At 38.8% G+C, this 14,855-nt stretch carries 10 protein-coding genes; 8 read left to right on the forward strand and 2 right to left on the reverse strand.

Annotation, left to right across the window (positions count from 1 at the left end; all coding sequences use genetic code 11):
- Nucleotides 1–10: 10 nt before the first annotated feature.
- The 7 genes from Q0058_RS07945 (at nucleotide 11) to ctlX (ending at nucleotide 12,968) form a co-directional block, all read left to right on the forward strand.
- A complete protein-coding gene (locus tag Q0058_RS07945; RefSeq protein ID WP_298222655.1) occupies nucleotides 11–2,683 on the forward strand; it encodes a T9SS type A sorting domain-containing protein in 2,673 nt (890 codons plus the stop codon).
- A 27-nt stretch (nucleotides 2,684–2,710) separates the two neighbouring features.
- Nucleotides 2,711–5,356, forward strand: a complete 2,646-nt coding sequence (locus Q0058_RS07950; protein ID WP_298222656.1) for a leucine-rich repeat domain-containing protein — start codon at nucleotides 2,711–2,713, stop codon at nucleotides 5,354–5,356.
- Nucleotides 5,357–5,417: 61 nt separating this feature from the next.
- Nucleotides 5,418–7,559 carry a T9SS type A sorting domain-containing protein gene (locus Q0058_RS07955; RefSeq protein ID WP_298222658.1) on the forward strand — a complete coding sequence of 714 codons (2,142 nt, stop codon included), beginning with the start codon at nucleotides 5,418–5,420 and terminating at the stop codon, nucleotides 7,557–7,559.
- Nucleotides 7,560–7,754: 195 nt separating this feature from the next.
- Entirely contained in the window at nucleotides 7,755–9,038 is a 1,284-nt protein-coding gene (locus tag Q0058_RS07960) for a citrate synthase (protein WP_298222661.1), read from the forward strand.
- A 265-nt stretch (nucleotides 9,039–9,303) separates the two neighbouring features.
- Nucleotides 9,304–10,890: a tail fiber domain-containing protein gene (locus tag Q0058_RS07965; RefSeq protein WP_298222663.1), complete on the forward strand. Its 1,587-nt coding sequence runs from the start codon at nucleotides 9,304–9,306 to the stop codon at nucleotides 10,888–10,890.
- Nucleotides 10,891–10,970: 80 nt separating this feature from the next.
- The gene (locus Q0058_RS07970; RefSeq protein WP_298222665.1) at nucleotides 10,971–11,891 is read left to right on the forward strand and encodes an arginine deiminase family protein; all 921 of its coding nucleotides are present in this window, start codon (nucleotides 10,971–10,973) and stop codon (nucleotides 11,889–11,891) included.
- A 141-nt stretch (nucleotides 11,892–12,032) separates the two neighbouring features.
- On the forward strand, nucleotides 12,033–12,968 hold the full coding sequence (gene ctlX, locus Q0058_RS07975; protein ID WP_298222667.1) for a citrulline utilization hydrolase CtlX: 936 nt from the start codon (nucleotides 12,033–12,035) through the stop codon (nucleotides 12,966–12,968).
- A 73-nt stretch (nucleotides 12,969–13,041) separates the two neighbouring features.
- Here ctlX and Q0058_RS07980 read toward each other — a convergent pair whose 3' ends face one another.
- Entirely contained in the window at nucleotides 13,042–13,668 is a 627-nt protein-coding gene (locus tag Q0058_RS07980; RefSeq protein WP_298222670.1) for a chromophore lyase CpcT/CpeT, read from the reverse strand.
- 56 nt (nucleotides 13,669–13,724) lie between these two features.
- On the reverse strand, nucleotides 13,725–14,348 hold the full coding sequence (locus Q0058_RS07985; RefSeq protein ID WP_298222672.1) for a MarC family NAAT transporter: 624 nt from the start codon (nucleotides 14,346–14,348) through the stop codon (nucleotides 13,725–13,727).
- A 107-nt stretch (nucleotides 14,349–14,455) separates the two neighbouring features.
- Here Q0058_RS07985 and Q0058_RS07990 point away from each other — a divergent pair, with 107 nt between their 5' ends.
- Nucleotides 14,456–14,821, forward strand: a complete 366-nt coding sequence (locus Q0058_RS07990) for a CoA-binding protein (protein ID WP_298222674.1) — start codon at nucleotides 14,456–14,458, stop codon at nucleotides 14,819–14,821.
- Nucleotides 14,822–14,855: the final 34 nt, after the last annotated feature.

The raw sequence follows: 14,855 nt of genomic DNA on the forward strand, positions 1-14,855 counted from the left end.
ATCAAACGCTATGAAAAAGATATTTTTACTTCTGTTGCTCTTTGCTGGTATAGCAGAAGCACAAATCGTCAACATTCCGGATGCTAATTTTAAAGCGGCATTGCTTTCCTCCAGTGAAACCAATGGGATAGCCACCGACAGCTTTGAGGTCGGAATTAGAATTGACACCAATAACGATGGGGAAATTCAAGAAACTGAAGCCCTGGCGGTGAGTCGGATTAATCTTGGGAATAATGGGTTTGAGGTTGCTTCCTATAACATTGCTGATCTTACCGGCATTGAAAGTTTCATCAATGTAACACAACTGAACTGTCGCGGCAATCAAATCACCAATTTGGATGTGAGCGCATTGACTTTGCTCGAAGTATTAGATGCTGCGGAAAACCAAATCACTGCTATAAATCTCACGGGTTTGGTGAATTTAAAGTTTGCTTATCTGTATTCTAATCAAATTCAGTCGATCAGTTTAGAGGGGTTGATCCGTTTAAACAAATTGGATTTGAACAATAATAACCTGACAAGCATCAACTTAACAGGACTTGCTGATTTGGGTTTTTTAAATCTTTCAACCAACCAATTGACTGCTATTGATTTTTTGGCTACGCCTAATATCTCGGAACTTTACATTAGCAATAACCAATTGACCGCTTTAAATTTGTCAGGGTTTACGAATTTAATTGCCTTAGAATACAATCAAAATCAAGTTTCAACATTGGATTTGTCGAACTTGTCCACCTTACAATATCTAGCCTGTGGCTCTAATGGATTGACTTCACTGGATGTTTCTACTCTGGTGAATTTAAATAGTTTGACTTGCAGCAACAACAGCCTTACCGTTTTGAATGTCGGTACGCTTCCAAATTTGCTATCCCTAAATTGTGCTTTCAACAACCTTACGAGTTTAGATTTGAGTGCTACACCACTTTTGCAATCCTTAGATTGTAGTTTCAATCAGCTCACCAGCCTGGATGTTTCTAACCTCATGTCGTTGTATTCGTTGCATGTTCAAAACAACAGCATCGCTACCTTAAATATTCCTGAAAGCCCATATCTGTTTGAGCTTTTTTGTCAGAACAATGCAGTGAGTACATTGAATTTGAATAGCAATCGGTTGTTGGCGTTTTTAGATGTATCCAATTGCATCAATCTAGAAACCTTATTCCTCAACAATGGTGCTTTTACAACCCCAGCGCCACCGGTTCTTATCCAGTTGAATGCTTGTCCAAATCTGCGCTATATCTGCGTACAAGAAGAAGGTATAGCTTATCTGCAAAGCCTTGCAGATCTTAATTCGGGTGCAAGCAATGTCGTAGTAAATTCGTATTGCTCTTTTTCGCCATCAGGCTTTTACAATACGATTGCCGGGAATATAAAATTTGACGCTGATAACAATGGATGCGATGCTTCAGACGAGGCCTTTCCTTATCTGAAAGTCAATATTGTTAATGGCGACGATCAGGGTAGTTCCTTTGTTGACAATACCGGGAATTATAAATTTTACACGCAGGCCGGAACTTATACCGTAACCCCAGCGATTGAAAATGCGGCTTGGTTCAATTTTACACCACCATCGGTCGATATTAATTTTCCAAACGTCAACAACAACAGTACTGTTCAGGATTTTTGTCTCGCACCCAATGGCGTGCACCCGGATGTTTCGGTAGTGATCGCACCTATTTTGTATGCGCAGCCCGGAAGTTCGTCTTCCTACCAGTTGGTGTATACCAATAAAGGCAATCAAACGCTTTCGGGTACGGTAGATTTTAATTTTAATGATGATGTTTTAAATTTTGCGACAGCCACGGTCTTGCCTTCATCGACTGGTGTGGGCAATCTGCAATGGAATTACACGAATTTAAGACCTTTCGAAAGTGTCAGTGTGGAATTGGTTTTCAATGTGAACGCTTCTACGGACACGCCACCAGTAAATATTGACGATGTATTGAGTTTTTCATCATCCATAACACCTATAGCTGGTGATGAAACGCCGTCAGACAATGCGTTTGCGTTCGATCAGACGGTAGTGGCGGCCGATGTTTTGAATGATATTATTTGTTTGGAAGGTACGGTGATCGACCCGAGTTATATTGGCGATTATTTGCATTACATGATCAATTTTGAAAATGTTGGAACGCTGGCCGCTGAAAATACGGTGATTCGATTTGAAATTGATCCGTTGGTTTTTGACATCAATTCGTTGCAATTGCTCGATGTTTCAGATATCGTTTACATTAGAATCACCGGTAATGTAGTAGAATTTATTTTTCAAAATATCAATTTAGAAATTGGTGGACATGGTCATATTTTGTTAAAAATCAGAACCAACCCTGATTTGGATGCCTCAATAATAGTATCAAACCGCGCCAGCATTTTTTACGATTACAATGCGGCGGTCGATACCGGAACCGTCAATACGGTGTTTCAAACTTTAACCAACACCAAATTTGATGTTGATGCATCGGTGGTGATGGCTCCGAATCCAGCTTCGAATGAAGTTCTGGTAAAAGCGGACCATAACATTCAATCAATACAGATTTACGATGTTCAGGGCAGAATCATCACGGCCAGTTTGGTCGACGCATTAGAATCTAAACTCGATATATCAAGGTATAACAAAGGCACTTACTTAATAAAAATCACCACGGCAAAAGGCATTAAGGTGCAAAAGCTTTTGAAGAAATAGTCTGCAAAATCACTTAAAATCAGCATCATGAATTCGAAACAAAACATAAAAACCATCGCAATGAAAAACTATTTTTTGATCCTATTGTTATTTACCGGAATGGTAAAGGCGCAAATTGTGACTATTCCTGATGTGAATTTTAAGGCGGTTTTATTAAATTCAACCACCTTTGATGGTATCGCATTCGATATAAATTCTCAGCGCATAAGAGTGGATACGAATTCTGATGGTGAAATTCAAGAGACAGAAGCTTTACTGGTTTACAAAATATTGATTCCTGTTCCTCTTACTCCGGAACCTAATCCTATTTCTTCAATAGAAGGAATCAATAGTTTTACTAATTTAAGGGCTTTAGATTTTCCATATTGTCAAGTTTCATCTATCAATATAACATTACCGAATTTAGTAAGTTTAAATTGCATGAATAATTTATTGACCGCTTTAGATTTATCTGGTTGTCCAAATCTAGAGAATATTAATTGTTCAATTAATTCGTTAACAACATTAGATTTAGCGACAAATACAAACTTAAAAAGAATTGAATGTGACAACAACCAATTAACATCTTTAAACATAAGTGGTTTAACTGATCTTGAAGTATTATTTTGCAATTCTAATCAACTTACTTCTCTAAACTTAAATGGACTTACAAATCTTAAGTCACTATCATGTTCAGGCAACCAATTTACAACACTTGATGTTAATGGTTTAATCAATCTTGAAGGTTTAATTTTTAGGGGCAGTAATCTTACAGCTATAGACTTAACGGGTTTGACTAATCTCAAGCAATTACTATGTGATGGCAATCAACTCACCACTTTAAATTTGAATGGATTAACCAATCTTGAAACCTTGTGGTGTTATGATAATCAACTTACATCTGTAGACTTCAGTCAAGTTCCAAATCTTAAAGTTTTGCAACTTTTCGATAATCAAATAGCCACATTAGATATAACAAATCTAACAAACCTAACCGAATTAGGTTGCGGTGGCAATCTCTTTACCTCATTAGATTTAAACAATCAAAGAAAATTAAAAGCTTTTAATTGTTCTAATAGTTTATTAACTACGATTGATTTAAGCCAAATGGGTATAGATAATAGTACAGGAATAGCGAACAACTATTATTTAACATCAAATTCTAATTTGACTTATATTAATCTAAAAAACAATAGAGCAATTGAATCATTTAAGACTGGTTTATCTAATAACATAGATTTTATTTGTGCCGATGAAAATAATATTTCAACAATACAATCTGATTTAATCCTCGATAATAATTTTAATGTACAGGTTAATTCTTATTGTTCATTTGTTCCGGGCGGGCATTACAACACCATTGCAGGAACCACAACGTTCGATGCTGATGCTAATGGCTGTGATACTAATGATGTTAAGCTGACCAACATCAGAATCAATATTAATGACGGAACCAATCAAGGCGCAGCGTTTACAAACACTACTGGAAATTATACTTTCTTCACCCAAACCGGAAGTTTTGAGATTACACCCGCAGTCGAAAACCCGACTTGGTTCAATTTTTCTCCGACAAACGTAACGATTCCATTCGCAGATAATAACAACAATACGGCAACACAAGATTTCTGTATCGCCGCAAATGGTTCGCATCAGGATTTAGAAGTGGTGCTTTCACCGGTAACTCCGGCGCGACCGGGTTTTGAGGCTGTGTATAAAATCGTGTACAGGAATAAAGGCAATACCACATTAAATGCAGAATCCGCAGGCTTGATCCTGTATTATGACATTAATAAAATGGATTATGTTGCTTCAAGCCAACCTGTAACCAGTCAAGGGTCAAATTCGATTAATTTTGGGTATACAACGTTCGCTCCGTTTGAATCAAGAAGTCTTTTGGTAACTATGCGTATGCACAGCCCAACAGATGCAAATCCAGTTAATATTGGAGATGTATTGAATTTTACGGCCGGAATCAGTCCGAACAATCTCGATGAAAACATGGACGACAACTCCTTTGTTTATCATCAAACCGTCGTGGGTTCGTTCGATCCGAATAGTATTGAATGTCTTGAAGGCGCTGTGGTTCCGCCAACCGAAATCGGGAATTACCTGCATTACGCCATCAATTTTGAAAACACAGGAACTTTTCCTGCTGAGAATATTGTAGTGAAAACTGAAGTTGATGCTTCGAAGTTTAATATCAATTCTTTACAATTGATGAATGCCAACTTTCCGGTGGATGCCAGAATTACAGGAAACAAGGTCGAATTTATTTTCGAGAACATTAATCTCGATATAGGCGGTCACGGGCATATTTTATTGAAAATTAAAACGAACAATGCTTTGGTTACTGGCGATGCGGTGGCCAATCGCGGTGACATTTTCTTCGATTACAATGCGCCGATTGATACAGGTATGGCGAATACGGTTTTTCAGACTTTGTCAAATACCGGCTTCGATGTGGATTCGTCAGTTTCAATGGCGCCAAATCCGGCTTCGAATGAAGTAACCATTAATTCCGACAACACTATTAAATCAATAGAACTTTACGATGCGCAAGGAAGAATCGTCATGACGAGTTTGGTAAACGGATTAGAATCGAAACTCAATATATCAAGTTATAGTAAAGGAACTTACTTTGTGAAAATCACCACTGAAAAAGGCATTGCCGTTCAAAAATTATTGAAAAAATAGCAAATCAACTAGCATTAAAATTCGAATCATGGGAACTAAACAAAACATACAATCAAGCGTAATGAAAAATATATTTTTACTGTTGTTGCTATTTACTGGTGTGGTAGAGGCGCAGATTGTGAATATTCCGGATGCCAATTTTAAGGCGAAGTTGTTAAGTGTGAATACGACAAGCAATCAATTTGCGCTAGATCAATTTAGCAATTATATGGTTATTGATGCCAATAGCGATGGTGAAATACAAAATGCCGAAGCGGAAGCCGTGTATCAGTTAACTGTTGCTGGTGGAAGTATGCAAAATTTGATTGGTATAGAAGCCTTTACAAATTTAAGTAAGCTCAAGATAGTACAAAATTCAGAGTTGATTTCCTTAGATTTGTCAGGTTTGGCAAACTTATATGAAGTAAATATTTACGCTAACGCTTTGTTAACGTCAATAAATTTTAATGGACTAATAAATTTAAGTCGATTAGAATGTCAATACAACCCCCAATTATCTTACCTTAATCTATCCCCTTTAATTAACTTAGAATATGTATCATGTTCGGATGGAAATTTGACTAGCTTAAGTTTGCAAGGGCTAAGTAAATTGAATTATATAGACTGCGGATTCAACCTTCTCACTACAATTGATGTTTCAAATTGCCCAGTTTTATACGGTTTACGTTGTCTTGATAATCCTTTACTTACAAGTATTTTTTTGAAAAATGGGAGTAATGAAAGTTATTTGGATTATAGCTTGTGTCCTAATTTAGCCTTTATATGTGCTGATGATTTTCAAATTGCTGCAATTCAGTCTAACTTAGTACTTAATGCTCCCGATACACAAGTAAATTCTTACTGCTCTTTCTCACCTGGCGGTAACTATAACACCATTACAGGAAATATTAAATATGATGCTGATAATAATGGTTGCAATGCTACCGATTTGCCACAACCTAACATTAGAGTAAACATTAACGATGGCACAAACACAGGGGCAAGTTTTTCAAGCAGTACCGGAAATTATACATTCTACACCCAAGCTGGAAGTTTTGACATTATACCATCAATTGAAAACCCGACTTGGTTTAATGTTTCTCCAACAACGACAACCATTCCTTTTGCCGATAACAACAATAATGTTGCAACCCAAGATTTTTGTATTGCTCCAAACGGTTTTCACCCCGACATAGAAGTAGTTATTTCGCCAATATCTTTTGCCCGCCCGGGTTTTGAAGCAAGCTATCAGATTACGTTCAGAAATAAAGGCAATCAAACTTTTACGGAAGGCCTCGTAGGTTTGCAATTTGACGATTCGGTTTTAGATTTTGTTGCTGCTTCCCAACCTGTTTTTGCACTAGCCACGAACCAGATCAACTGGATGTATACCAACTTGGCGCCCTTTGAATCAAGATCAATCGTAGTAACTTTCAATATCAACAGCCCGACTGCTATACCAGCGGTGAATATTGGAGATTTGTTGAATTTTACGGTGTCGACCTTTCCATCAGAAGTTGATGAAAACCCACAGGACAATACCTTTGAATACGTCCAAACTGTTGTTGGTTCTTACGATCCGAACGACATCACTTGTCTTGAAGGCGATGTGGTTCCGCCATCGGAAATCGGGAATTACCTTCATTACGCGATCAACTTTGAAAACACAGGGACTTTTCCTGCTGAAAACGTGGTCGTGAAAACAGAAGTCGACGCTTCAAAATTTGACATCAATTCTTTACAATTGATGAATACAAACTTTCCTGTTGATGCCAGAATTACGGGAACCAAAGTCGAATTCATTTTCAAAAACATCCAGTTGCCCATTGGCGGTCACGGGCATATTTTATTGAAAATCAAAACTCAAAATGTCTTGGTTACCGGAGATGAAGTGGCCAACCGCGCCGATATTTTCTTTGATTATAATGCACCGGTCGATACGGGATTGGCCAATACGGTTTTTCAGAATTTATCGAATACTGGTTTTGAAGCTGATCCGTCCGTTTTCGTCGCTCCGAATCCGGCTTCGAATCAAGTCATCGTTAAAGCCGACAGTAATATAAAATCGATACAGCTTTACGACATACAGGGAAGAATTATAACGGCCAGTTTGGTTAGTGAAACGCAATCAAAACTCGATATATCAAGCTTTGCCAAAGGAACTTACTTTGTGAAAATCACCACTGAAAAAGGCATTACTGTTCAAAAATTGCTTAAGGATTAATTCAAAATTACTTTTTTTAATCAGAAACGCATGGTTCGAAACTATGCGTTTTTTGTTTGAAAAACCTGCTATACTTAATTTGCAATTTTTATAATTTAATTAACGATTTCATTGCCAAATTCTTTTTTTAATTCATTTGGAATTCCATAGATTTGTTAAATTATTATTTCAACAGACAAATTTCCAAAACACACTATGTCAAAAACTGCAATATTAGAATTAGATGGCAAGAAATACGAGTTTCCGGTAATCGTAGGAAGCGAGAACGAGGTCGGAATCGATATCAACAAATTACGTGATTTATCTGGCGCCATTACGATGGATCCGGGCTATAAAAACTCAGGTTCGTGCACAAGCGAGATCACGTTCCTCGACGGAGAAGAAGGTATTTTGCGTTACCGAGGGTATGCTATTGAAGACTTGGCGGACAAAGCCGATTTCCTCGAAGTAGCCTATCTGGTAATTTTCGGAGAATTGCCTACTAGAAAGCAGCTCGAACAGTTTGAAACCGATATCAGAAAATATACTTTGGTCAATGAAGAGATGAAAAACATCATCGACGGATTTCCAAAAACTGCGCATCCGATGGGCGTTTTGTCTTCGCTGACTAGTGCACTTACGGCTTTCAACCCTAAAGTAGTGAATGTTGACAATGAAAAGGAAATGTACGAAGCGGTTTGCAAAACGATGGGTAAATTCCTAGTGATTGCCACCTGGACGTACAGAAAAATGATGGGTTATCCATTGAATTATTACGACAATACGAAAGGTTACGTTGAAAACTTCATGCACCTGATGTTCGAATTGCCAACCGGACCTTACAGCGCCAATAAAGTCGTAGTTGATGCTTTGGATAAATTGTTCATCCTTCACGCAGACCATGAGCAAAACTGCTCAACTTCAACGGTTAGAATTGTAGGTTCTTCCCACGCTGGATTGTTTGCTTCTATTTCGGCAGGTGTTTCCGCACTTTGGGGACCATTGCACGGTGGCGCAAATCAGGCGGTTTTGGAAATGCTTGAGGAAATCCATAAAAACGGAGGCGATTGCGACAAATACATGGCCAAAGCCAAAGATAAAGATGATCCATTCCGTTTGATGGGATTTGGTCACCGTGTTTACAAAAATTTCGATCCGAGAGCACGTATCATCAAAAAAGCAGCCGATGAAGTTTTACAGACTTTGGGTGTTGATGATCCAATCCTCGAAATCGCTAAAAAATTAGAAGCTGCAGCATTGGTTGATGATTATTTCGTATCCAGAAAATTATATCCAAATGTCGATTTTTATTCCGGAATCATCTACCGCGCTTTAGGAATCCCGACCGATATGTTTACCGTAATGTTCGCCATCGGACGTTTGCCCGGCTGGATTGCCCAATGGAAAGAAATGCGCATCAACAAAGAGCCAATCGGAAGACCGAGACAGATTTATGTAGGCCATCCGTTGCGCGATTTTGTTCCTGCGGATAAGAGATAAAAAAGATTTACCGTTTTATAAAAAGTAAAGCCATTCTGAAAAGAGTGGCTTTTTTATTTATGCAAAAGCAATTGATTTCGTATTTATTTTTCTTACAATTAATTTTAAGGAATAAAAAAAGAAATTTAACAAGCTACGAATTATAATGATTCTAAAAAAAGCTTTTCGATTTTGAAAGGGTTTTCTGATATACTAAAAAATATTTGTTTAAAAGGATTAAACAAATAATATAATTTTAATGTATAACTTTTAAAAACAATACATTATGAAAACACGAAATCAAATTTTAGCAGTAGCTTTACTTTTCTTGGTCGGAATTGTAAAGTTTTATGGACAGACAAATGCTGTTTATTATCCAAATACAGCTACACCCAATGGGGCTAGTGTATCGTTAGGCAATAATGCAAATCCATTTACAAGCGCTTCAGCAACATGGAATACTTTTATAGGCGCAAATGCAGGCATTACTAATACAACAGGAAATAGCAATACTTTTATTGGATATGTTTCTGGTAGTGGAAATACAACAAGTACTGGTAATACGGCATTGGGTGTTGGATCATATCAGAGCAGTACAGGAACTGAGAACATAGGAATTGGTTTGAATGCTGCTACACTTGTTGTTGGCAATACTAATGTTTTTATTGGTAGAACTACCGGAAATAATGTAAACGGAAGTGGCAACCTTTTCTTAGGAGGGAATATTAATTTTGGAGCAGCTACCAACATCAGCAATACTTCAATTATAGCAGATGGAGTCGGAAATCAAAGAATCTATGCCCACAGTAACGGATGTGTTGGTATTGGTTTAGGAAACTTTACAATTCCACAAAACAGACTAGAGATTAATTCGGTTTGGAATGTTGCCGGATTGGCCCCCGGAACTTTAGGCCTAAGATTTAGAGGGGTTGATGTGACTACGGCGACTTCAATTGTCAATCCTACCAATAAGGTGTTAAGTGTTAATACAAACGGAGACATTATTTTAGTTAATGATGTTGCAGGAACAGGATCTGGTACCACTTTTACGACAACTTGCGGAACTAATAATTTTATTCCAAAATCGACCAGTGCAAGTAGCATGGCTTGCAGCCAAATTTTCGATAACGGAACAAGTGTTGGGATTAATACCACAGGACCTTTCACGTACAACAACGCCACCAATCCTCCCTTTTCAGGTGGAACTGTTCCCAATACAGGTACAGTAAGATTAGATGTTAATGGTGTGATTAGAACTGTTGGGATATTTGCCACTTCTGATAGAAAATTCAAAAAAGATATCAAATCGATTGAAAACCCATTAGAAGCAATTCAAAAATTAGATGGAAAAACCTATTTCTGGAACAAAGAAGCCAATAAAGAAATGGAATTTGACAATGGATTGCATAGTGGTTTTATCGCACAAGAGTTAGAAAAAGTATTCCCTCATTTGGTTGCAACGGATGAAAAAGGAAATAAAGCTGTAAACTATATGGAGCTAATGCCTTATTTAGTCGAAGCCATCAAAGAACAACAAACCCAAATTAACGATTTAAAATCTCAAATTTCAGAGCATTTTAAAGCGCAAAACCAGGATTTAATAAAATTAACGAATACCAAAATCATTAGTGTTTCGCCAAATCCATCTAATGATGTCATTACCATTTCTTTCAACATCGAGCCATCCGTACAATCAGCAAAATTGCAAGTTCATGATTTGAGTGGCAATGTAATCAGTAGCTTAAATATCAATGATAGGGAAAATAACATCACCAGAACGCTGCAAAAAGACAATTTCGGGAAAGGAATCTATGTGGTCACTTTGGTAGTCAATGGTAAAAGCATCGATGCTAAAAAAATAATTTTCAATTAATAAGATATCATAAATACTTCTCAATAAAAGCTTCTCTTAATCGGGAAGCTTTTTTATCTTTGTCCAAATCCAAAAATTTTATGTTAGCATTAAATGTCAAGAATGAAACTTCACGTTTGCGTGCTGTAGTGCTCGGAACAGCTGTCAGCAATGGTCCAACACCAAAAGCAGCAGAAGCCTACGATCCCAAATCCTTAGAACATATCCTCGCAGGAACTTATCCTGTCGAAGCCGATATGGTCAGCGAAATGGAAGCCTTCAACAAAGTATTCGAAAAGTACGATGTGAAAGTCTACCGCCCCGAATTGGTTCAGAATGAAAACCAGATTTTCACGCGCGATATCGCTTTTGTGATTGACGATATCATCATCGAAGCCGGAATTTTACCGGATCGCAATAAAGAATTTCCGGCGATTCAATATGTCATAGACCAAGTTGATCCGAAGAAATTCAAAAAAATCGAAGACAAAGAAAAAATCCACATCGAAGGCGGCGACGTGATTCTCTGGAACGACTATATTTTTATCGGCACTTACCATGGCGCAGATTACAGTCAAGTTAAAACTGCCCGTACTAACAAAGCCGGCATCGATTACATAAAAGAATTATTCCCGCATAAAAAAGTACTCACGTTCGACCTCGTAAAATCATGGGAAGACGCACGTGACAACGCCTTGCATCTTGACTGCTGTTTCCAGCCGGTCGGCACCGACAAAGCGATTATTTATAAAGGCGGTTTCAGAAACGAAGCCGAATACCAGCAACTCGTCGATTTGTTCGGAATGGAGAATATGTTTCACATCACCAGAAATGAAATGTATCACATGAATTCCAACATTTTTTCCATTGCGCCCGATGTGGTGGTTTCAGAAAAAAACTTTACGCGATTAAACACTTGGTTGCGAGATCGAGGCTTTACTGTCGAAGAAATCCCATACGCAGAAATTGCCAAACAGGAAGGACTTTTAAGATGTTCGACCTTGCCGTTGATCAGAGATTAATTTAGGGCGATCCCTACGGGCCGGGCTTTTCGCAGTGCACGGCACATAGCTGCAATCCCTATCGCGGTCCGAGGTGCTACATCCTAAACAGCAAAAATGGAACATCCAATAGTCAATAACGAATTTTGAAGTTAAAAAAATATGAAACAATCCACCAACGCCATACTCATGATTCGCCCTGTGGCGTTTCGCATGAACGAACAGACCGCCGTCAACAATTACTATCAGAAAGTGCTTGATGGTTTGTCGCCTGAAACGGTCAATGCCAAAGCACAGGAAGAATTCGATACTTTCGTGAGCAAACTCCGCATGGTTGGTGTTGATGTCACGGTCGTAGAAGATACCGTAAATCCAGACACGCCGGATTCCATTTTCCCGAACAACTGGATCTCGTTTCACGAAAGTGGCGATGTGGCTTTATATCCGATGTTTGCTGAAAACCGCCGCCACGAACGCCGTGAAGATGTGCTCGATATCCTCGAAGACAAAGGTTTTGTAATCAACGAAATCATGGATTACACTTCCGCCGAAGAAGATGGTTATTTCCTTGAAGGCACCGGAAGCATTTTGCTCGACCGCCAGAATGACAAGGCTTACTGCGCACTTTCACCAAGAGCCGACGAAGAATTGTTCATAGAATTTTGCGAAGATTTCGAATATACGCCTGTCATTTTTGAAGCATTCCAAACCGTTGCCGGGGAAAGAAAACTGATTTATCACACCAACGTCATGATGTGTATCGGAGAAACTTTCGCAGTGATCTGCGCCGATTGCATCGATGATAAAAAAGAACGTAAAATGGTACTCGACAGCCTGCGCGGCGACGAAAAAGAAATCATCCTGATTACTGAGGATCAGGTCAATAATTTTGCAGGAAATATGCTTGAAGTCCAAGGAACTGACGAAAGAAGATATCTTGTCATGAGCCAATCAGCGCACCAAAGTCTGACCAAAAAACAAATCGCCCAAATAGAAGAACACGTGACCATTTTAAGCTCAAGCCTCGACACCATTGAAGCATGCGGCGGTGGAAGCGCGCGTTGCATGATGGCCGAAATCTTTTTACCTAAAGAATAATTTTTACCATAAAATAAAAGGCGCAAAGAATTCAAATAGAATCTTTGCGCCTTTTTGTTTTTAAAGCGTGGTTTTACGGCAACTTATCAAAGATATATCCGGCCTTTGTGGCGCCCCAGACCTGTTGGTCATTTTTATCAAAACCCTGATCCCACGATAAAATCTGCTCAGGCGTGATGGTTACTTTTGAAGTAGCGTAACTCGCGCCACGCAATTCGCTCGGACAGGTTTTCGCACCGGTGCTACCGGAGAATTTGTTTTTTCCAATGCGCTTTAAAACCACTTCGCAACCTGATTTGAGTTCGATGTCGTTTTCGGACAAAGCATCAAAAGCTTCGGGCGTTTTCCATTTTCCGATCCAGTCTTTTTCGTTTTTTAAGGTGTGAATTTCACTGATAAATTCGTCCGCGCCACGTTGCGAAACTTTATAAATCCTGACACGATAAGGTTTGTCCTGTTTTTTAAATAACGCTTGTTCCACATACAAATAATGCCCTTTGTTTTTCCAAATCGGAACCATGCGCAACGAAATGTTGTAGTATGAAGTATCAGCAACCGATTGTTTTTCGGAAGAATATGTGCCTTGCATGATGCCGATCAATTCTTTCAGACGTGCATCATTTTTCGAAACACCGGATTGTCCGGATTTGCAACTTGCCATCATTATTGTAATGGCTGTTAAAAGCAGAAGTTTTTTCATGTTGAAGATTTTAAAAGCAAAGATAAAAAGAATTATTTCCTGTAATCCATAAGTTGTTAAATGCCGCGAACAATACTCAAAACGGAACTGATGATATATTGAATTCCAATGGCAATCGTCAGAAATCCGACAATCCTGGAAATCGCGACAATGCCCGAAGTTCCTAAGATTTTGGAAAGGTAATGCGCACTTCTCAAAATCAAATAAATGATAATCGAAGTAGCCAAAATTGCACAACTAGAAGCGATTATCTCGTCAGGTGCATGGTGCTCTTGGTAATAAGCAATCAACAAAGACATCGAGCCCGGCCCGGCCAACATCGGCATGGCCAAAGGCGTGAGCGCAATATCATTCCGAACCTGAACTTCCTGTTCGACTTTCTTATTGATTCCTTTATTCTTATTGAACCTTCCGTTGAGCAAAGAAAAACCAGAACTCGCAATGATAATCCCGCCCGTAATGCGCAACGCAGTAATCGTAATCCCGAAAAAGTTCAACACATATTGACCGATGAAAAACGAAATCATCAGGATGATAAAAACGTCAATCGAAGTCCAGAGCGAAATGCGCGACCGCTCTTTTTTAGTGTCGTCCTGCGTCAAACCTACAAAGATAGGCACCGTTCCAATCGGGTTCAAAACCGAAAATAAGGCGAAGAAAAGATAAATGAAAATGTCCATGTTTTTGGTGTAAAGTTACCGCTGCCGACTTCCACAAAGTTAAAAGATAAATTAATCTAACGTTAAATTTGACGCTCAAAAACCCATATTTATCGTAAATTTGCCGCATGAAGAACAAAAAAACCCTGGTGCTCGGCGCCACAGCAAAACCAGACCGTTACGCATACATGGCGATCAATTCTTTAGTAGGCAAAGGCCATTCCGTCGTGGCGATTGGTCAGCAAACCGGCGAAGTAGCGGGCGTAAAAATCCAAACGAAAGCAGTTCCGGTCAAAAATATCGATACGGTCACTTTATATCTGAATCCGAAAAACCAGCGCGAATACTACAATTACATCATCGAAGCGCAGCCCAAACGCGTCGTCTTCAATCCGGGCACCGAAAATCCTGAGTTTTACCAATTGCTCAAAAGCAATAATATTGAGGTTGAGGTGGCTTGCACTTTGGTGTTGTTGAGCACAAATCAATATTGAATTTAATTTTTAGGAGCCGGGAACCTGCTGTCCA

This window comes from Flavobacterium sp. (genome assembly GCF_027484705.1).
Lineage (GTDB): Bacteria > Bacteroidota > Bacteroidia > Flavobacteriales > Flavobacteriaceae > Flavobacterium.

Excerpts from the sequence above, each read along its gene's own strand:
- Q0058_RS07955 (WP_298222658.1), top strand. The coding sequence starts at position 5,418 with ATGAAAAATATATTTTTACTGTTGTTGCTATTTACTGGTGTGGTAGAG.
- Q0058_RS07980 (WP_298222670.1), bottom strand. The coding sequence starts at position 13,668 with ATGAAAAAACTTCTGCTTTTAACAGCCATTACAATAATGATGGCAAGT.
- Q0058_RS07950 (WP_298222656.1), top strand. The coding sequence starts at position 2,711 with ATGAATTCGAAACAAAACATAAAAACCATCGCAATGAAAAACTATTTT.
- Q0058_RS07960 (WP_298222661.1), top strand. The coding sequence starts at position 7,755 with ATGTCAAAAACTGCAATATTAGAATTAGATGGCAAGAAATACGAGTTT.
- Q0058_RS07970 (WP_298222665.1), top strand. The coding sequence starts at position 10,971 with ATGTTAGCATTAAATGTCAAGAATGAAACTTCACGTTTGCGTGCTGTA.
- Q0058_RS07990 (WP_298222674.1), top strand. The coding sequence starts at position 14,456 with ATGAAGAACAAAAAAACCCTGGTGCTCGGCGCCACAGCAAAACCAGAC.
- Q0058_RS07945 (WP_298222655.1), top strand. The coding sequence starts at position 11 with ATGAAAAAGATATTTTTACTTCTGTTGCTCTTTGCTGGTATAGCAGAA.
- Q0058_RS07965 (WP_298222663.1), top strand. The coding sequence starts at position 9,304 with ATGAAAACACGAAATCAAATTTTAGCAGTAGCTTTACTTTTCTTGGTC.
- ctlX (WP_298222667.1), top strand. The coding sequence starts at position 12,033 with ATGAAACAATCCACCAACGCCATACTCATGATTCGCCCTGTGGCGTTT.
- Q0058_RS07985 (WP_298222672.1), bottom strand. The coding sequence starts at position 14,348 with ATGGACATTTTCATTTATCTTTTCTTCGCCTTATTTTCGGTTTTGAAC.